This window comes from Streptomyces sodiiphilus (genome assembly GCF_039529215.1).
Taxonomy (GTDB): Bacteria; Actinomycetota; Actinomycetes; order Streptomycetales; family Streptomycetaceae; genus Streptomyces; species Streptomyces sodiiphilus.
In genome coordinates this window covers 96,542-113,771 of sequence record NZ_BAAAMJ010000003.1, presented here as the reverse complement: position 1 = coordinate 113,771, position 17,230 = coordinate 96,542, and the positions used below count along the sequence as shown (strand labels likewise).

At 71.2% G+C, this 17,230-nt stretch carries 18 protein-coding genes and 2 pseudogenes; 13 read left to right on the top strand and 7 right to left on the bottom strand.

The features are described from left to right. Positions 1-28 precede the first annotated feature (28 nt). From pstB (ABD299_RS01895) to pstB (ABD299_RS01870), 6 genes are all read left to right on the top strand, one after another. The gene (gene pstB, locus ABD299_RS01895; protein ID WP_344258249.1) at positions 29-883 is read left to right on the top strand and encodes a phosphate ABC transporter ATP-binding protein PstB; all 855 of its coding nucleotides are present in this window, start codon (positions 29-31) and stop codon (positions 881-883) included. Positions 884-950: 67 nt separating this feature from the next. Next, entirely contained in the window at positions 951-1,619 is a 669-nt protein-coding gene (locus tag ABD299_RS01890) for a response regulator transcription factor (RefSeq protein WP_344258247.1), read from the top strand. A 273-nt stretch (positions 1,620-1,892) separates the two neighbouring features. Then, a complete protein-coding gene (gene pstS / locus ABD299_RS01885; protein WP_344258246.1) occupies positions 1,893-3,005 on the top strand; it encodes a phosphate ABC transporter substrate-binding protein PstS in 1,113 nt (370 codons plus the stop codon). Positions 3,006-3,111: 106 nt separating this feature from the next. Continuing rightward, positions 3,112-4,119: a phosphate ABC transporter permease subunit PstC gene (gene pstC / locus ABD299_RS01880; protein WP_344258245.1), complete on the top strand. Its 1,008-nt coding sequence runs from the start codon at positions 3,112-3,114 to the stop codon at positions 4,117-4,119. Further along, a complete protein-coding gene (gene pstA / locus ABD299_RS01875) occupies positions 4,116-5,057 on the top strand; it encodes a phosphate ABC transporter permease PstA (RefSeq protein ID WP_344258244.1) in 942 nt (313 codons plus the stop codon). The genes pstC and pstA overlap by 4 nt, the downstream gene beginning before the upstream one ends. 14 nt (positions 5,058-5,071) lie before the next feature. After that, positions 5,072-6,007 (top strand): phosphate ABC transporter ATP-binding protein PstB, encoded by a 936-nt coding sequence (gene pstB, locus ABD299_RS01870; RefSeq protein ID WP_344258243.1) that lies wholly within the window; start codon positions 5,072-5,074, stop codon positions 6,005-6,007. Positions 6,008-6,041: 34 nt separating this feature from the next. On the opposite strand, the gene ABD299_RS01865 is transcribed toward pstB (ABD299_RS01870), so the two are convergent. Next, positions 6,042-6,452: an arsenate reductase ArsC gene (locus ABD299_RS01865; RefSeq protein WP_344258242.1), complete on the bottom strand. Its 411-nt coding sequence runs from the start codon at positions 6,450-6,452 to the stop codon at positions 6,042-6,044. A gap of 93 nt (positions 6,453-6,545) precedes the next feature. Between ABD299_RS01865 and ABD299_RS01860 the strand changes: the two genes are divergently transcribed. Then, complete coding sequence (locus ABD299_RS01860) at positions 6,546-6,860, top strand: ArsR/SmtB family transcription factor (RefSeq protein ID WP_344258240.1); 315 nt, start codon at positions 6,546-6,548, stop codon at positions 6,858-6,860. Beyond that, complete coding sequence (gene arsB, locus ABD299_RS01855) at positions 6,857-7,981, top strand: ACR3 family arsenite efflux transporter (protein ID WP_344258238.1); 1,125 nt, start codon at positions 6,857-6,859, stop codon at positions 7,979-7,981. The genes ABD299_RS01860 and arsB overlap by 4 nt, the downstream gene beginning before the upstream one ends. A 55-nt stretch (positions 7,982-8,036) precedes the next feature. Here arsB and ABD299_RS01850 read toward each other — a convergent pair. After that, a pseudogene (locus tag ABD299_RS01850) lies at positions 8,037-8,204 on the bottom strand (DUF5701 family protein); the annotation flags it as partial. On the opposite strand from ABD299_RS01850, the gene ABD299_RS01845 reads away from it, so the two are divergent. Next, positions 8,188-8,667: a TetR family transcriptional regulator gene (locus ABD299_RS01845; RefSeq protein ID WP_344258236.1), complete on the top strand. Its 480-nt coding sequence runs from the start codon at positions 8,188-8,190 to the stop codon at positions 8,665-8,667. The pseudogene ABD299_RS01850 and the gene ABD299_RS01845 overlap by 17 nt on opposite strands. Before the next feature lie 87 nt (positions 8,668-8,754). Here ABD299_RS01845 and ABD299_RS01840 read toward each other — a convergent pair whose 3' ends face one another. Together ABD299_RS01840 and ABD299_RS01835 are read right to left on the bottom strand one after the other, a co-directional pair. Then, positions 8,755-9,084: a helix-turn-helix domain-containing protein gene (locus ABD299_RS01840; RefSeq protein WP_344258235.1), complete on the bottom strand. Its 330-nt coding sequence runs from the start codon at positions 9,082-9,084 to the stop codon at positions 8,755-8,757. Continuing rightward, a complete protein-coding gene (locus ABD299_RS01835) occupies positions 9,081-9,452 on the bottom strand; it encodes a type II toxin-antitoxin system RelE/ParE family toxin (RefSeq protein ID WP_344258234.1) in 372 nt (123 codons plus the stop codon). Before ABD299_RS01835 ends, ABD299_RS01840 begins: the two co-directional genes overlap by 4 nt. A gap of 446 nt (positions 9,453-9,898) precedes the next feature. Between ABD299_RS01835 and ABD299_RS01830 the strand changes: the two genes are divergently transcribed. The 3 genes and pseudogenes from ABD299_RS01830 to ABD299_RS01820 all read left to right on the top strand — a co-directional run. Continuing rightward, positions 9,899-12,430, top strand: coding sequence for a helicase-associated domain-containing protein (locus ABD299_RS01830; protein WP_344258233.1), 2,532 nt, complete (start codon positions 9,899-9,901; stop codon positions 12,428-12,430). 142 nt (positions 12,431-12,572) lie between these two features. After that, positions 12,573-13,406: a M23 family metallopeptidase gene (locus tag ABD299_RS01825; protein ID WP_344258232.1), complete on the top strand. Its 834-nt coding sequence runs from the start codon at positions 12,573-12,575 to the stop codon at positions 13,404-13,406. 22 nt (positions 13,407-13,428) lie between these two features. Further along, positions 13,429-13,944, top strand: a pseudogene (locus ABD299_RS01820) (aminoglycoside phosphotransferase family protein); the annotation flags it as partial. A 41-nt stretch (positions 13,945-13,985) separates the two neighbouring features. On the opposite strand, the gene ABD299_RS01815 reads toward ABD299_RS01820, so the two are convergent. Continuing rightward, on the bottom strand, positions 13,986-14,312 hold the full coding sequence (locus ABD299_RS01815; protein WP_344258230.1) for a hypothetical protein: 327 nt from the start codon (positions 14,310-14,312) through the stop codon (positions 13,986-13,988). Beyond that, complete coding sequence (locus ABD299_RS01810) at positions 14,309-14,656, bottom strand: DUF6247 family protein (RefSeq protein ID WP_344258229.1); 348 nt, start codon at positions 14,654-14,656, stop codon at positions 14,309-14,311. Before ABD299_RS01810 ends, ABD299_RS01815 begins: the two co-directional genes overlap by 4 nt. A gap of 425 nt (positions 14,657-15,081) precedes the next feature. On the opposite strand from ABD299_RS01810, the gene ABD299_RS01805 reads away from it, so the two are divergent. Beyond that, positions 15,082-16,782 (top strand): DNA repair helicase XPB, encoded by a 1,701-nt coding sequence (locus tag ABD299_RS01805; protein WP_344258228.1) that lies wholly within the window; start codon positions 15,082-15,084, stop codon positions 16,780-16,782. Positions 16,783-16,790: 8 nt separating this feature from the next. Here the strand turns inward: ABD299_RS01805 and ABD299_RS01800 are convergent, their stop codons facing one another. Beyond that, on the bottom strand, positions 16,791-17,003 hold the full coding sequence (locus tag ABD299_RS01800; RefSeq protein WP_344258227.1) for a hypothetical protein: 213 nt from the start codon (positions 17,001-17,003) through the stop codon (positions 16,791-16,793). Between the last annotated feature and the right edge of the window lie 227 nt (positions 17,004-17,230).

Sequence of the window (17,230 nt, the reverse complement as noted above, 5' to 3'; positions counted from 1 at the left end):
AACACCATGCCCCCAGGGAGCCGAACCGATGGCAACAGATCTCAGAACCCACGTGGCGACCCGGCACATCGAGGACGCCTCGGTCCCCCGCCCGGTGGTCTTCTCCCTGGACGGGCTGGAGGTGGCCTACGGCGGCCACCGGGCCGTGCGGGACGTCTCCATGGACATCCACGAGCGCGAGATCACCGCCATGATCGGCCCGTCCGGATGCGGCAAGTCGACGGTCCTGCGCTGCCTCAACCGGATGAACGACCTCGTCCCGGGCGCGCGGGTCTCCGGCCGGGTCGGCTACCGCGGCCAGAACCTCTACGCGCCGGACATCGACCCCACCGAGGTCCGCCGCCGCATCGGGATGGTCTTCCAGAAGCCCAACCCGTTCCCCAAGTCGATCTACGACAACGTCGCCTACGGACTGCGCTTCGACACCGGCGGCAACGCCCGGCTGCGCGGATCCGCACTGGACGACCGGGTCGAGGAGGCACTGACCGGTGCCGCTCTGTGGGACGAGGTCAAGGACAAGCTGAAGAGCAGCGGGCTCGCGCTCTCCGGTGGTCAGCAGCAGCGTCTGTGCATCGCCCGTGCCATCGCGGTCAGGCCCGATGTCGTTCTCATGGACGAACCGTGCTCGGCTCTCGATCCGATCGCCACGGCCAGGATCGAGGACCTGATGATGAAGCTGGCGAATGAATTCACCATCGTCATCGTCACGCACAACATGCAGCAGGCCGCGCGGGTTTCCCACCGGACCGCGTTCTTCACCGCCGACACCGACAGCGAGGGAGAGCGCCATGGGCGCCTGGTTGAGTACGACGCGACCGAGCAGATCTTCAACCGTCCCGCCGACCGGCGCACCGAGGACTACATTTCCGGCCGCTTCGGCTGACGGAATGGATCCCTCGGACGATTCGGGCCCTTCGGATGTCAGAATTCCGCTGGGTACGAATCCGGTCGTGCTGCTGGCCGAGGCGGACGAGCGCATCCGTCAGGGGCTGACCGCCCAGCTGGCCAAGTACCAGGTGTCCGTCGTGCACTGTCCGGACGGCGCGGTCGCCCTGCTGGAAGCGGGGCTGCGCCATCCCGATGTGCTGCTGGTCTCCGCGGAGCTGCCCGTTCTCGACGGCGCCACCGTGCTGCGGCTGGTCCGCCGGCGGATGTCCGTCCCGGTCGTCCTCGGTGTCGGCCCCGACGACGCGGACCAGGTGGGCCCGGCGCTGGCCGCCGGGGCCAGTGCCTGCGTGGCCCGGCCGTACCGTCCGCGGGAGGTCGCCCAGCTCCTGAGCCTGGCCGACCGTGGGCACCGCGGCTGGGAACAGCCTCTGGTCTGCGGGCCGCTGACGCTGGATCCGAGCACCTACGAGGTGCGGATGCACGGCATTCCGACGGCGCGTCTGCCGCTGCGCGAGTTCCAGCTGCTGCACCTGCTGATGCGGCACGCCGAGAAGGTGATCACCAGGGACCGCATCCGCTCGGAGCTGTGGGGTGACGGGGCGCGCCGCTCCAACACCATCACCGTTCACATCCGCCGGCTGCGTGAACGGCTGGGCGACGACCCGCACCACCCGGAGATCATCCAGACGGTGCGCGGCGTGGGCTATCGCCTGGTGCCCCCGCAGAAGTGACGTGTCCCTCGCCCGGAAAGGGCCGGGGCCCGGTGAACACCGCCGGGCCCCGGGTCATTTCATGGCCCCGTACGATCCCTCGCATGCCGGTCGGGCAAGGGGACGCACCTTAACGATTCCAACTCTTTTTGTGAAACTGCCGGTTCGGCGGGACCTATCTTGCTGTTCACCTTCTGGCCCTCGCTCCTTCTCCGGGCCCTTCTACGTTCTCCATGACGCAGTCACATCACGGAGAACCAGCCGTCCGGCTGGCGTTCAAAAGGAGCAATGGCCATGCGCAACTGGCGCGCCAAGACCGCCGCGATAGCCGCGGTGTCCGCCCTCGCCCTCGTCTCGGCCTGTGGGAGCGACGACAACGGCAACGACGACGGCAAGGGCAACGGCGGCGGCGACGCCGGGGACGGCACCACGCTGTCCGGTTCGCTGACCGGTGCCGGTGCCACCTTCCCGAACCCGCTGTTCCAGGAGTGGATCGCGGAGTACAGCGAGAACGTCCAGCCGGGCGTCACCATCAACTACCAGAGCATCGGCTCCGGCGGCGGCGTGGAGCAGTTCCTGGGCGAGACCGTCGACTTCGGCTCCTCCGAGGAGTACCTCGACGACGAGGAACTGGGTATCGCCTCCGACGGCCGCGGCTGTGAGGCCGTGCAGTTCCCGGTGGTCTTCGGGTCCGTCGTGATCGCCTTCAACGACCCGGCCCTCGACGGCATGGTTCTCACCTCCGAGGCCATCGCGAAGATCTACGACCGCGAGATCACCAACTACAGCGACGACGAGCTGCGGGAGCTCAACCCCGACATGGACCTCCCCGACCAGGAGATCCTGCCGGTGCACCGCTCCGACGGCTCGGGCACCACCTTCGTCTTCAGCCACTACCTCAACACCGAGGTGCCGGCCTGGGCCGAGAAGTACGGCGAGGGCAAGGAGATCGAGTGGGCCGAGGGCACCCTCGGCGGCGACGGCAACGAGGGCGTCTCGCAGAACATCGCGCAGAACCCCGGCGGCCTGGGCTACGTCAACCAGTCCTACGCGCTGGAGCTCGGCATGGCCACGGCGCACGTGGTGAACTCCGACGGCAACGCCGTCGAGCCGACTCTGGAGGCCACCACGGCCGCCTCCGAGGAGGCCGAGATCCCGGAGAACTTCCAGTTCACCATCGACGGCATCGGCGGTGACGGCTACCCGATCTCCGGCACCAACTGGATCTTCACCTACGCCTGCGGCTACGAGGACAACACCGCGGAGATCCTGAAGGACTTCTGGACCTGGGCGATGAGCTCGGACGAGGCCGACGAGCTGGCCACCGAGCTGGGCTACGCCCCGCTGGGCCCGGACCTCAAGGAGCGCGTCCTGGAGCAGATCGAGCGCACCAACAACGAGGGCTGAGCCCTCCGTCCGGGGCGGGCCGCCTCACGGCCCGCCCCGGCACCGCCCCCGGAGCGCCGGAGGGCGGCCCTTGCCCATGCCGTCACACGATCAGGAGCCAGAATCGATGCCGGCCACTGTCACGGACCAGCAGCCCAGCCTGCGGTCCCGCCACCGCAAACGCGTCGCCGACCCGGCGTTCCGCTGGTTCGTCACCCTCGCCGGCACCAGCGTCTTCATCATCCTGGCCGCGATGGTCGTGCGGACCACCACCGAGGCCTGGCCGATCTTCCGGCACGAGGGCTTCTTCGGTTTCCTGACCGGTGACCGCTGGGTCTCCGGCTCCACGCGTGGTGAGGGCGAGCTCACCGGTGTGTACGGGGCGTGGCCGTTCATCTACGGCACCCTGGTCACCGCGGCCATCGCCATCGTCATCGCCCTGCCGCTGGCCCTCGGGATCGCCTTCTACATCAACCAGCTGGCGCCGAAGCGGCTGCGCAATCCGCTGTCCTACACCGTCGAGATGCTGGCCGCCGTGCCCAGCATCATCTTCGGCATGTGGGGCTTCTTCTGGCTGATCCCCAACGTCCTGCGGCCGTTCTTCGAATGGCTGGAGGCGTCGTTGGGCTGGCTCTCGATACTGGGCTGGCGGCCCTTCGCCGGCCCGGTGTTCGGGCCCGGTTACCTGGCCGCCGGCATCGTCCTGGGCATCATGATCCTGCCCATCATCACCGCGATCGTCCGTGAGGTCATCGCCGTTCACCCGGCTGATCAGCAGCACGCCGCCTACGCCCTGGGCGCCACCCGCTACGAGGTGATGCGGAAGGTCATCCTGCCCTCCAGCTTCTCCGGGATCGTGGGCGCCACCATGCTCGGTCTCGGCCGCGCGATCGGCGAGACCATCGCCGTGATGATGCTGATCGGCAGCACCAAGAACTGGGACGGCAGCCTGCTCAGGGGCGGCGACTCGATGGCCGCGCACATCGCCGCCACCTTCAAGGACGCCTCCCCCGAGGCGGTCAAGGGCCTCATGGCCATCGGTGTGGCGCTGTTCCTCGTCACCATGCTCGTCAATGTCTGTGCCCGTCTGCTGGTCTGGCGGATCGGCCGAGTCGCGGGGGATGCCGCCGTATGAGTGCCACCCAGGAGATCACCGAGCGCGAGCAGGCCGGTGGGGAGCAGCTGACCCCGACCGGCCACCGCAGCCTGCGCACCCAGCTGCCGAACGCCCGTTTCCGGGCCGCCAAGAGCCGGGTCGCCATGGCCGTGCTGACCCTCACCATGGGCATCGCCATCGTCCCGCTGGTGCTGATCATCTTCCAGGTGGCGAGCGAGGGCGCCGCGGTGGTGAACCTCGACTTCTTCACCACCGACGAACCGACCTACCGGCGCGACGGCGGCTACCGGGCCGGTTTCGTCGGCAGCGCGTACATCATGGCCGGGGCGATCGTGATGGCCCTTCCGCTGGGCCTGGCCACCGCGGTCTACCTGGTGGAATACGGCGGCGGGCGGCTGTCCACCTTCATCCGCTTCTTCACCGACGTCATGACCGGCATTCCCTCGATCTTCGTCGGTCTCTTCGTCTACGGCCTGCTGATCTCCAGCACCGCCGTCTTCCGCCTGGGCTTCAGCGCCTTCGCCGCCTCGGTGGCCATCGCGATCATCATGCTCCCGATCGTCACCCGCTCCTCCGAGGAGATGCTCAAGCTGGTGCCCGACGAGTGGCGCAACGCCGGCTACGCGCTCGGGGCGAGCAAGTCCCGGACGATCCTCACCACGGTGCTGCCCGCCGCCGCACCCGGCCTGACCACCGGTTCGATGCTGGCCGTCGCCCGTGGCATCGGTGAGACGGCTCCACTGATCCTGACCGCTCTGGGCTCGCAGTACCTGGTCACCAGCTACTTCGAGGGCGCCCAGGGTGCCGTTCCGCTGCAGATCCACCGCGGCGCCACCCAGCAGTTCCAGGCCGGCATCGAGCGGGCCTGGGGCGGAGCGCTGTGTCTGTTCCTCTTCGTCCTGCTGCTGGTGATCGCGGCCCGCTGGGTCGGTTCCAAGGCCAACAAGCTCAAGTAATCCCTGGAGGGACCATGACGACCCGGATATCCGAGCAGCCGGCCGTTGCCGAGCCCGTCCCGGACACCGCGGCCCCGGACACCGCCGACTCGCCGGCGGCGGAAGAACGCCCCGCGCCCCCGCCGGCCCAGGACGAGTCCGCTCCGGAGCGCGCCGGAGGGAGCGAACCGGTCGGCGACGCGGTGTTCGAGATCGAGGACATCGCCGTCCACTACGGCGCCTTCACCGCCGTCAAGGGCATCAGCATGCGGGTTCCGCGCAACCGGGTGACCGCGTTCATCGGGCCCAGCGGATGCGGCAAGTCCACCCTGTTGCGCTGCCTGAACCGGATGAACGACCTGATGGACGCCACCGTGACCGGGCGGCTGATCTACAACGGCGAGGACCTCTACGCCCCGGAGGTCGACGCCGTCGAGGTCCGCCGGCGGATCGGCATGGTCTTCCAGCGCCCCAATCCGTTCCCGCAGTCCATCTACGACAACGTGGCCTTCGGGCCCCGGCTCAACGGCTTCGGAGGCGACCTGGACCGGCTCGTCGAGGAGTCCTTGACCCGGGTGGGCCTGTGGAACGAGGTCAAGGACAAGCTCGGTGACAGCGGCCTGGCGCTCTCCGGCGGCCAGCAGCAGCGGCTGTGCATCGCCCGGGCGGTCGCGGTCGAGCCGGACGTGCTGCTGATGGACGAGCCCTGCTCGGCCCTGGACCCGATCGCGACGCTCAAGATCGAGGACCTGATCCAGGAGCTGAAGAGCACCTACAGCATCGTGATCGTGACGCACAACATGCAGCAGGCCGCGCGGGTCTCCGACATGACGGCGTTCTTCAGCGTCAACATCGACGACGAGAAGGGCATGCGCACCGGCGAGCTGATCGAGTTCGACCGGACCGAGAGGATCTTCAACAACCCCTCCAGCCGCCGCACCGAGGACTACATCAGCGGCCGTTTCGGCTGATCCCCTCGCCCGTCCCGTCGCCTCACCCCTCCCGTCACCGGGCGTCGATCTCGGCGATCAGGGCGCGCACCCGGCGCTCGATCTCGTCGCGGATCGGCCGGACCGCCTCGACGCCCTGGCCGGCCGGGTCGTCGAGCTGCCAGTCGAGGTAGCGCTTGCCGGGGAAGACCGGGCAGGCGTCGCCGCAGCCCATGGTGATGACGTAGTCGGAGGCCCGCACGGCGTCGGTGGTGAGCACCTTGGGGTGCTGCGCCGAGATGTCGATGCCGGCCTCCTTCATCGCCTCGACCGCGGCCGGGTTGACCTGGTCCGCGGGCATCGAGCCCGCGGAGCGGACCTCGACCCGGTCCCCGGCGAGGTGGCCGAGGAAGCCGGCGGCCATCTGCGAGCGCCCGGCGTTGTGGACGCAGACGAACAGCACGGAGGCGGCGGGGCTGGAGGGCATCGGTGTCTTCCTTCGCGACGGGCGGCGGGGACGGTGGTGGGCGTCCCCGCCCCGGCCTGGCATCAGCCGGGACTGATGTGACAGTATCAGCACATGCTGACGTCAGTCGACACTGATCTGATGCGGGTTCTCTCCGACCCGCTCAGACTCCGCATCGTCACCCTGCTCGCCCACGAGACCCTGTGCACCACCCACCTGGTGGACGAGACCGGAGCGCGGCAGACCAATCTCTCCAACCACCTGCGGGTGCTCCGCGAGGCGGGTGTGGTCGAGACCGAGCCGTGCGGCCGTTTCACCTACTACCGGCTGCGCCCGGAGGTCCTGGAAACACTCGCCGGCTCCTTCGCGGCCCTGGCCGCCACCGCCCGGAACACCGCCGCCACCGACACGAAGAGGTCCTGCCCGTGACCAGCACCGCCCCCGCGCCGTCCTCCGGCAGGGCGCCGGACCCCGCCGAGACGAACGTCATCGCGAAGCTCTCCACCCTCGACCGCTTCCTGGCCGTGTGGATCCTGGCCGCGATGGCCGTGGGCCTGGGCCTGGGCCGCCTGGTGCCGGGGCTGGACTCGGCGCTGGCCGCGATGGAGGTGGGCGGCATCTCGCTGCCCATCGCCCTCGGCCTGCTCGTCATGATGTACCCGGTGCTGGCCAAGGTCCGCTACGACCGCCTCGACACGGTCACCGGCGACCGCAGGCTGCTGATCAGCTCGCTGGTGATCAACTGGCTGCTCGGCCCGGCGGTGATGTTCGCCCTGGCCTGGATCTTCCTCGCGGACCTGCCCGAGTACCGCACCGGCCTGATCATCGTCGGTCTCGCCCGCTGCATCGCCATGGTGATCATCTGGAACGACCTGGCCCGCGGCGACCGCGAGGCCGCCGCCGTGCTGGTCGCGCTGAACTCCGTCTTCCAGGTGGTGGCCTTCGGGCTGCTGGGCTGGTTCTACCTCGACCTGCTGCCCGGCTGGCTGGGCCTGGGCGAAGGCGATCACCTGGACGTCTCGATGGGGAAGATCGCGGTCAACGTCGTCATCTTCCTCGGCATCCCGCTGCTGGCCGGCTACCTCACCCGCCGTTTCGGCGAACGGTCGATGGGCCGGGAGCGCTACGAGTCGCGGTTCCTGCCGCGGATCGGCCCCTGGGCACTGTACGGGCTGCTGTTCACCATCGTGCTGCTGTTCGCCCTCCAGGGCGAGACGATCACCAACCAGCCGCTGGACGTGGCCCGCATCGCGCTGCCGCTGCTGGCCTACTTCGTGATCATGTGGTTCGGCACCTTCGCGCTGGGCAAGGCCATCGGCCTTGCCTACGACCGCACCACCACCCTCGCCTTCACCGCCGCCGGCAACAACTTCGAGCTGGCCATCGCGGTGGCCATCGGTGCCTTCGGCGTCACCTCCGGGCAGGCCCTGTCCGGCGTGGTCGGCCCGCTGATCGAGGTGCCGGTGCTGGTCGCGCTGGTCTACGTCTCGCTTGCCTGGCGCCGTCGCTTCGGCCCCGGCCGGCTCACCACCGTCCACCCGGAGCGCTGACGCGCTCCGCCCGGCTCCCGCGGCCCGCACCGGCCGCCGCGGGAGCCGGGCGCGCTCACGCCGCCGAGCGCTCCGCCGCCGAGGCCATGCCCAGCCAGGTGTGCGGATTGCCCGCCCAGCACCAGCCGAGCTTGGGGGCGCGCCGGCTGACCCACAGCGCGGGGACCCGCCGGTCCCCGCACCGCGAGGCCCCCAGCGAGAAGCACGTGTTCTTCGCCAAGGAGGACCTGGCCCTGGACCTGGGCCGGGAGTACACCGAAGGGCTCGCCCGGACCGTCCGCGGCCGCCCTCCCGGCCGCAGCGCACTGGACGCCCTGCGCGAGGCCTTCCTGGCCTCGGTGGCCCGCCACGACCCGGTGATCGGCTTCTGCGGTCCGCCCTTCGCCCGCATGATCGCCGGCAGCCCCGCCCTGCTGGCCCGGCTGCGGGAGTTCCACGGGGACCGCGAGCGCACCCTGGCCGCGGCACTGGCCGAGGAAGCCGGAACAACCGGAACGAGCAGCCCGGACGACTTCCGCCCCCGCGCGGCCGCCGCCCTGATCGCCGCCGCCCACCGCGCCCTCTTCGACGAGACGTTCCGCCGCACCCTCGCCGGCCAGAGCGACGCCACCATCGCCGCAGCCGTCACCGACGCCGCGCACCACGCCTTCGCACTCCTCACCCCCGCCCTGGGCCCCCGCCCCTGACCGGAGAGCCGGCCGCAACACCCCGGGCCGTCCCGCTACCGCGACGGGCTCATCCCCGCCCCGACGGCCGCCCCCTCCCCGGAAGACCTACGCGACCCGCACGGACACATCGTCGCGACTCACCACCACCGACATGCGTGCCCCCAGCGCAGCGGCATACGCGCCCAGCATCTCCAGACTGTCGATGCGACCATGCTCGATCTGCGACACCCTCGCCTGACTCACCTTCAGGACCGACGCGACCTCGGCCTGCGTGAGACCCGCCGCCTTCCGCAACTGAGCAAGTTCGTGACCTCGGATCCGGGCGGTATTCGCGATGCGTACGGCGGCCCGCTCGTCGGCAGCCTCCTCGGATGCCAGCCACGGCTGCCGCTCGAACGCCTCTTCCCGCACCTCGTCCCACGATCGACCGGTCATCGTCCCTCTCCTTCCTCGACTGCTTGCCGGTAGGCCCGGTATCGCCGTTCAGCCACAGGCACATTCTCCGCGTACCACTGGGACCATCGCCCGGCTTTGTCACCAGCCACCAGGACGATCGCCGCTCGGTCGGGATCGAAGACGAACAGCATGCGAACCTCGCTCGTTCCACGGGAAGACGGGCGTAGCTCCTTGAGATTGTGCAACTGGCTCCCGTGCACTCGATCCACTATTGGTCTTCCCAGAGAAGGGCCTTCGGCAGCCAAGTGATCCAGGGCATCACTGATCAAGTTGGCCGTCTTCTCGTCCGCCTCGCACAGTCCGAGGAACCATTTGTCCACGGGCTCCAACAGAATGATCTTCCACACTTGCTCACCGTAAGCCCAAGCTTATACCCGCAGGCCACAGAGCACGGAAGGTTCGCCTGAACGAGCGAAAGCCGGGGTGTCACCCCGGTTCGGCGGGCGCCCGGAAAGCGACTCGTGTCCCGCCCCCGGTGCGGCCCTATGTTCACCGCATGACGGCCCCTGCCACTCGTCCGAAGCCCCGCCCCGGAGACCGCGTCGCCGTGGTGTCCCCGTCTGCCGGCCTGCCCGCGCTGTTCCCCCTCCCCTACCAGCCAGTGCAGACCCGTGCGCCCGTGCAGGTCACCCGTATCTTGAGAAGCGCTTCCTCCCGGGCGTGAACGCCCGGGGTTCCGCGCTGGATCATGCTGAAAACAATCATGAACCGTCCCGCTGCCGGCCCCCCGCCGGACCGGCCCGGCCTCGCCGGTTCATGGCCGTGAGGGGTGCGTGCCGGTACGGTGAAACGGATGACGACTTCGGCCGGAAGCCCCCGGACCCTCGCCGACGCGCTGCGCGCCGCCGGTGACGACGCGCTGGCCGAGCTGCTGCGGGCCCGCCCCGACCTGCTCTCGCCGCTTCCCGGCGATCTGTCGCAGCTCGCCACCCGGGCGGCCACCCGGGTATCGGTGCTGCGCGCGCTGGAGCACCTGGACACCTTCACCCTGCAGGTCGCCGAGGCACTGGCGGTCGCCCCGCAGCCCTGCCCCTACGAGACGCTCGCCGGGCTGCTGCCCGGAGCCGAGGAGCGGGTGCCGCGCGCCGTGGACACCCTGCGGACCCGGGCCCTGGTGTGGGGCGGGCCGGGGCAGCTGCGGCTGGTGCGCACCGTCCAGGAACTGCTGGCGCCCACGGCCCAGCGCCCCAGCTCCACCGGGCTGGGCCCCACCCTGGCCGAGGCCGCCTCCGGCATGTCGCCGCGCCGCATCCAGGAGCTGCTGACCGCCGCCGGTCTGCGCTCCACACCCGACTCGGTCAGCGCACTGGCCGCCCTGGCCTCGCTGGTCGGGGACACCGAGCGGATGACGCGCCTGCTCGACGCCGCCCCGGAGCCGGCCCTCGCGGTGCTGGAACGCCTGAAGTGGGGGCCGCCTTACGGGGAGATCTCGGCGCGGCCCGCCCCCCACCTGCGCTGGCTGCTGGACCGCGGGCTCCTCATCCCGGTGTCCCCCGGCACGGTGGCGCTGCCCCGGGAGGTCGCCCTGCACCTGCGCGGCGGCCGCGCCCACCGCACGCCGCGCCCGCTCCCGCCGGAGCTCACCGCCCAGGCGAGCCACGACCCGCACGGCGTGGACGCCGCGGCGGCAGGCCAGGCCCACGCCGCCCTCGCCGTCGTCGAGGAACTGCTGAACACCTGGGGGAGGGAGGGCCCGCCCGTGCTGCGGGCCGGCGGACTCGGCGTGCGGGACCAGAAGCGCACCGCGGTGGCGCTGGACCTCCCCGAGCCCGAAGCGGTGTTCTGGATCGAGCTGGCCTACGCCGCCGGGCTGGTGGCCGCCGACGGCGAGGCGAACGAACGCTACGCGCCCACCCCCGCCTACGACAGCTGGCTGGAGGGATCCCCGGAGACCCGCTGGGGACGCCTGATCGCGGGATGGCTGACCAGCACCCGGGTTCCCGGGCTGGCCGGCGGCCGGGACAGCAAGGGCCGGGCGCTGGCCGCCCTCGGCCCCGGCCTGGACCGCGGCCCGGCGGCCGAACTGCGCCGCGGCGTGCTCCGGCTGCTGGCCGAGGCGCCGGCGGGCACCGCACCCGAACCGGCCGCGGTCCGCGAGCGGCTCACCTGGGAGCAGCCCCGCCGGATGCCCGCCGAGCTGCGCAGACTGCTGTGCGAGGCGACGCTGGCGGAGGCCGAGCGGCTGGGGGTCACCGGCCGCGGCGCACTCGCCTCCTACAGCCGCCCGCTGGTGCGCCCTCCCGCGCCGGAGCCCGGCGACCCGGAGGCCGCCGAAGCGGCCCGGACGGGCTCGGCCACCGACACCCCGCTGCCCGAGCCGACCGGCCCCGAGACGACCGCGGCGGTGGAGGCGGCCGTCGCCCGGCTGGCCGTCCTGCTGCCGCGGCCACTGGACCACTTCCTCCTCCAGGCCGACCTGACCGCCGTCGCGCCCGGCCCGCTGGAGCGGGACCTCGCCCATGACCTGAGCACGATCGCCGACATCGAGTCCCGCGGGGCCGCCACCGTCTACCGCTTCTCCCCCGACTCGGTGCGCCGCGCCCTGGACTCCGGCTGGAGCGCCCCGCGGCTGCACGCGTTCCTCGCCGAACGGTCCCGCACCCCGGTGCCGCAGCCGCTGAGCTACCTCGTCGACGACACCGCGCGCCGGCACGGCCACCTGCGGGTCGGCGCGGCCTCCGCCTATCTGCGCTGCGACGACGAGTCGCTGATCGAACAGCTGCTGGCCGACCGCCGTTCCGAATCCCTGCGGCTGCGCCGGATCGCCCCCACCGTGCTGGTCACCACCGCCGCTCCCGGAACACTGCTGGAGCAGCTGCGGGAACTCGGTTTCGCCCCGGCGGCCGAATCGGCCGAGGGCGGGGTGGTCACCGTCCGGCACACCGCGCACCGCACCCCGCCGCGCCGCGCGCCGGAGCCCGCACCGGACTCCCCGCCCACGGCGGACGACACGCTGCTCGCGGCGGCGGTCCGCGCCATCCGCACCGGCGATCACGCGACGGGCACCGCCCGCCCCGCCGCACGGGTGACCGACCCGGCCGACGGCAGGCGCGAGGTCCCGCGGACTCCCGCGGACGAGACCCTCGCCGCGCTGCGCTCGGCCGCCCGCGGCGGGGCACTGGTCCGCATCGGCTACGTCGGCGCCGACGGGGTCGCCGCCGGACGCGTCCTCGAACCGGTCCGGGTGGAGGGCGGCTTCGTCACCTCCTTCGACCACACCGCGGAAGAGGTGCGCACCTACCCGCTGCACCGGATCACCGGCGCGGTGCTGCTCCCCGGGGAAGCCCCGGCGAGCGGCGCCCAGGAAGCCCGCCGGGCGGGCTGACAGGAGCGCGACTTCACCCCTGTTCCGCCCTGTTGGGGTGGACGGGACCAATGACGGACGGCGCCCGGCGGCGTGCGGCACCGGCGCGGGGGGTATGGCCCGGCGCGGCAGGAATCCCCCGCCGACCCCGGAGGTCCCCACGATGCGATCCATCCGCCTCACCCTGCTCGCGCTCGGCGCGCTGCTGGCCGGACTGCTCATGCCGTCCGCCGCGCAGGCCGACGACGTCACCGCCCAGGCACCCGTCTTCAAGGCGCCGTTCGCCTGCGGCCAGACATGGACGTACAGCCACCACTCCGCCGAGGTCCGGCGCGCGCTGGACTTCATCCGCTCCGACGGCGGCACCACCGCCGGCTCGCCGGTGCTCGCCTCCGCCGCCGGCACCGCCACCCGCCACTACCAGGCCGGCGGCGCCGGCAACTACATCATCATCGACCACGGCGGCGGCTGGCGGACGTACTACTTCCACCTGGCGGCCTTCTCCGTGGCCAACGGCCAGCACGTCTCCCAGGGACAGCAGATCGGCACCACCGGTTCCACCGGGAACTCCTCCGGAGCCCACATCCACTACGAGCAGCTGCTCAACGGTGTGGGGCAGACCATCCGGATCAACGGTCAGACCCTGCCCTACCCCTCCTCCTACGGGCAGCGCCACCTGACCAGTGACAACGGCTGCTCCGGCGGCGGCAACCGGTACTGGGTGGACACCTTCGCGCAGACCGAGGGCTACTCCGGCGCGGCCGCCAGGAACGCCCAGGGCCTGCTGTACGCGGGAACCCACTACGTCTACTGCAAGGTGTGGGGCGAGCGGTACTCGGGGACCTACGGGTACAACCACTGGTGGCTGCGCACCGACCTCGACCTCACCTACCCCGGCGGCAACGGCCGCAACGCCTATGTGCCGGCCTACTACCTGAGCAGGTGGGGCAACGACGAGGCCCGTGACAACAACGGCACCGTGATTCCCAACTGCTGACACCCCGTCCGCCCGGCCCGGCCCTCGTCCCGGCCCGCGGCGGCTGGAGGACAGCGCCGCGGCGATGCTGCGGGAGGCCCCCGCGGCCGTCCGGCGCTTGCGGCGGCCGGAGGACCGCCGGACCGTCACCGAGTGCGCGGCGGCTCTCCGCGAGGTCGCCGCCGAGCCGGGCGACCGGCTGCTGCACTGGGACCTGCACTACGAGAACGTCCTCGCCCCCCGTCCCGGCGCAAGGCCGGGACGCGAGCCCTGGCTGGCCATCGACCCCAAACCGCTCGTCGGCGACCCCTGCTTCGAACTGCTGCCCGGCCTGCGCAACCGCTTCGCCGAGGTCGCCGCCACCGGCGACGTGCGCCGCGCGGTGCTGCGCCGCTTCGACGTGCTGACCGAGGCGGCGGGCCTGGACCGGGAGCGGGCCCGGTGCTGGACCCTGGCACGCGTCCTGCAGGAAGCCCTGTGGAGCACCCGCTCCGGCCGGACCTCCCTGGACCCCGTCCCGGCAGCCATCGCCACCGCCCTGCTCACCCGCAACGGGTAATCCGTCGGGCCGGAGGGCGGGGGCGTGGGAGGTTCAGCGGGTCATTGCCAGAAGATCTCCTCCACGACGATCTGCGGATCCTCGGTGCGCGGAATGAAGGTGTACCGCAGCCAGCCATGTCCATGGTCGAACAGGAGGACACGACTGCCCTTGGGAAGGTCGGACCGCACCGGCTGGACCTTCATGCCCGCGGGAATGTCCGCATCGCCGTCGGTTCCTCGGAAGTAGGGATCCTTCGCCGTGACCAGTTCGGCACGTACAGCGTCGATCAGCTTCCACACGTGCTCCGGAAGCTGATCGCGGACAGCCTGGGACTTGAGTGTCCAGTCCATCTGCCAGGGTGGCCCCATGAAGCCGTCGTCGGTCACTGGCCGGGTTCCAGCCGCTGGACCTCGTGCCGGATGTGGGACGCTTCCTCCAGAAGCGCCTTGGCCTCGGTGAGGTCGGTGGACTCCTCCGCACGGTCGTGGAGGTCGGCCATGTGCGCGTCGAGCTTCGGATCCCGGGCGACTGCGAACTCACCCCACCAGCGCGCCATGAACGCCGGCACTGTGCTGATGTCATACGCGTCGGCGACGGCCCAACGCCAGTGCTCGTCGAAGTCGGGAAGGAGGTGGGGGGTGTGCTGGGCGATGGCTGCACGCAGCGCCTTCGGGGTCCGTTCGGGCATGGGCGGAACGGTCGGCGTGGGTTCTGCGGCGTGTGCGGTCATGACCTGGATACTCCTTCGTGCTGCTTCGGCGCACTCGCCCATGACGATAGCCCGCCTCGGTGACCCGGGTGAGCCGTTCGACACCGGTTGTCGGCATAGGGCCCGGTATGCGGCGCCCGGGTCATGCGGGCGCCCCCGGGGAACGGCCCGCGATGCCGGCCCCCGGACCGGCCGCGACAACCGACCTCCTTCTCGCCACCGAAGATGTCGCCTCGTGGGCTGTCTCGGCAGAAAACGACGATAGGACCCTCTGCCGGCATGTCTCCTGGCCGTCAACACCTCGCTGCACACAAACCCTCCTGGGTGAAGCCACGGATGCGACCGCTTTCGGGACGGCGGTGAGGCGGTCGTACGCGGCTGGCCGCATCCGGGGCGCGATGGTGGACACTGGAATCTTGGCCACCTGCCCACTGGAGGAGAATCGCGTGAACGGTCCGCTCATCGTGCAGAGCGACAAGACTCTGCTGCTGGAAGTCGATCATGAGCAGGCCGACGCGTGCCGACGCGCCATCGCGCCGTTCGCCGAGCTGGAGCGGGCCCCCGAGCACATCCACACCTACCGGGTGACGCCGCTGGCCCTGTGGAACGCGCGGGCCGCCGGTCACGACGCGGAGCAGGTCGTGGACGCCCTGGTGACGCACTCCCGGTACCCGGTGCCGCAGGCGCTGCTGGTCGACATCGCCGAGACGATGGCCCGCTACGGCAGGCTCACGCTGACCAAGCACCCCGCCCACGGCCTGGTGCTGACCAGCACCGACCGGCCGGTGCTGGAGGAGATCCTGCGGTCGAAGAAGGTGCGGCCGCTGGTCGGGGCGCGGCTGGACGACGACAGCGTCGCCGTGCACCCCTCGGAGCGCGGACAGATCAAGCAGGTGCTGCTGAAGCTGGGCTGGCCCGCGGAGGACCTGGCCGGCTATGTGGACGGCGAGGCGCACCCGATCGAGCTGGAGGAGCGGGACTGGCAGCTGCGGCCCTACCAGCGGCACGCCGTCGAGAGCTTCTGGCACGGCGGCTCCGGGGTCGTCGTGCTGCCGTGCGGCGCCGGCAAGACGCTGGTGGGCGCGGGCGCCATGGCGACGGCGAAGTCGACCACGCTGATCCTGGTCACCAACACCGTCTCGGCCCGGCAGTGGAAGGCCGAGCTGGTGCGGCGCACCTCCCTCACCGAGGACGAGATCGGCGAGTACAGCGGTGCCCGCAAGGAGATCCGCCCGGTCACCATCGCGACCTACCAGGTGCTGACCACCCGGCGCAAGGGCGTCTATCCGCACCTGGAGCTGTTCGACTCCCGCGACTGGGGTCTCATCATCTACGACGAGGTGCACCTGCTGCCCGCTCCGGTCTTCAAGTTCACCGCCGACCTGCAGGCCCGGCGGCGGCTCGGGCTGACCGCGACGCTGGTCCGCGAGGACGGCCGGGAATCCGACGTCTTCTCCCTGATCGGCCCCAAGCGGTTCGACGCGCCCTGGAAGGAGATCGAGGCCCAGGGGTACATCGCCCCGGCGGACTGCGTGGAGGTCCGGGTCGATCTCACCGACTCCGAGCGGCTGGCGTACGCGACCGCCGAGACGGACGAGAAGTACCGCTTCTGCGCGACCACCGACTCCAAGCGGCGGGTCACCGAGACCCTGGTGCGGATGCACGCCGGCCAGCAGACCCTGGTCATCGGCCAGTACATCGACCAGCTGGACGAGCTGGGCGAGCAGCTGAACGCGCCGGTGATCAAGGGCGACACGACCAACGCGCAGCGCGAGAAGCTGTTCCAGGCCTTCCGCACCGGAGAGATCCAGGTGCTGGTGGTGTCCAAGGTGGCCAACTTCTCGGTGGACCTGCCGGAGGCGACGGTCGCCGTACAGGTCTCGGGCACCTTCGCTTCCCGGCAGGAGGAGGCGCAGCGGCTGGGGCGGGTGCTGCGGCCGAAGGCGGACGGCCACGAGGCGCGCTTCTACTCGGTGGTCGCCCGCGACACCGTCGACCAGGAGTTCGCCGCGCACCGGCAGCGGTTCCTCGCCGAGCAGGGCTACGCCTACCGGATCATGGACGCCAGTGAGCTGACGGCTCCCGGCGGCCCGGCGCACGGCCTCCCGGTGGAGGGCAGCGCGGACGACGAGCTGGACGAGGTCTGAGGCGCCTCTCAGCGCCGCCGTACGTGAACGACTCCCTTCTCCTCGACCTGCCCCAGGACGACCACTTCGAAGGCCGCCCGGGTGTAGACCCGGACGGCGCGCAGGCCGTCGCCGAGCAGGTGTCCGCGGTGGTCGCGGGCGTCTCGCGCGGGGGTGGCCCCCAGCGCCGTGGCACCGGGTGCGCCGACTCCTCCCGCGTGGGGGGACATCGTGGCACTCATACTTCCAGGGTGCCTCTCACCTGCGGCTTCCGGAATCGCCCCGAAGGCAGAATCCGGTGGATTTCCGCCCGAGAGGCGGAGGGCGGGGGAGGGCCCGCACGAGGGCGCGGAAAACCGTTTGCACCGGCGTGCCCGCTGCCCTAGGGTCTCCCGTCTGCCCGCCTCCCCTCCGGCCCTGACCGCCCGGGAGGCCCCGGCCGCTCGGAAACCGGCCGGGTTCCTTCCGT

Bases quoted from the DNA above. Each gene is read 5' to 3' on its own strand.
- pstB (WP_344258249.1), top strand. From the start codon at position 29: ATGGCAACAGATCTCAGAACCCACGTGGCGACCCGGCACATCGAGGAC.
- pstS (WP_344258246.1), top strand. From the start codon at position 1,893: ATGCGCAACTGGCGCGCCAAGACCGCCGCGATAGCCGCGGTGTCCGCC.
- pstC (WP_344258245.1), top strand. From the start codon at position 3,112: ATGCCGGCCACTGTCACGGACCAGCAGCCCAGCCTGCGGTCCCGCCAC.
- pstA (WP_344258244.1), top strand. From the start codon at position 4,116: ATGAGTGCCACCCAGGAGATCACCGAGCGCGAGCAGGCCGGTGGGGAG.
- pstB (WP_344258243.1), top strand. From the start codon at position 5,072: ATGACGACCCGGATATCCGAGCAGCCGGCCGTTGCCGAGCCCGTCCCG.
- ABD299_RS01865 (WP_344258242.1), bottom strand. From the start codon at position 6,452: ATGCCCTCCAGCCCCGCCGCCTCCGTGCTGTTCGTCTGCGTCCACAAC.
- ABD299_RS01860 (WP_344258240.1), top strand. From the start codon at position 6,546: ATGCTGACGTCAGTCGACACTGATCTGATGCGGGTTCTCTCCGACCCG.
- ABD299_RS01840 (WP_344258235.1), bottom strand. From the start codon at position 9,084: ATGACCGGTCGATCGTGGGACGAGGTGCGGGAAGAGGCGTTCGAGCGG.
- ABD299_RS01830 (WP_344258233.1), top strand. From the start codon at position 9,899: ATGACGACTTCGGCCGGAAGCCCCCGGACCCTCGCCGACGCGCTGCGC.
- ABD299_RS01825 (WP_344258232.1), top strand. From the start codon at position 12,573: ATGCGATCCATCCGCCTCACCCTGCTCGCGCTCGGCGCGCTGCTGGCC.
- ABD299_RS01810 (WP_344258229.1), bottom strand. From the start codon at position 14,656: ATGACCGCACACGCCGCAGAACCCACGCCGACCGTTCCGCCCATGCCC.
- ABD299_RS01800 (WP_344258227.1), bottom strand. From the start codon at position 17,003: ATGAGTGCCACGATGTCCCCCCACGCGGGAGGAGTCGGCGCACCCGGT.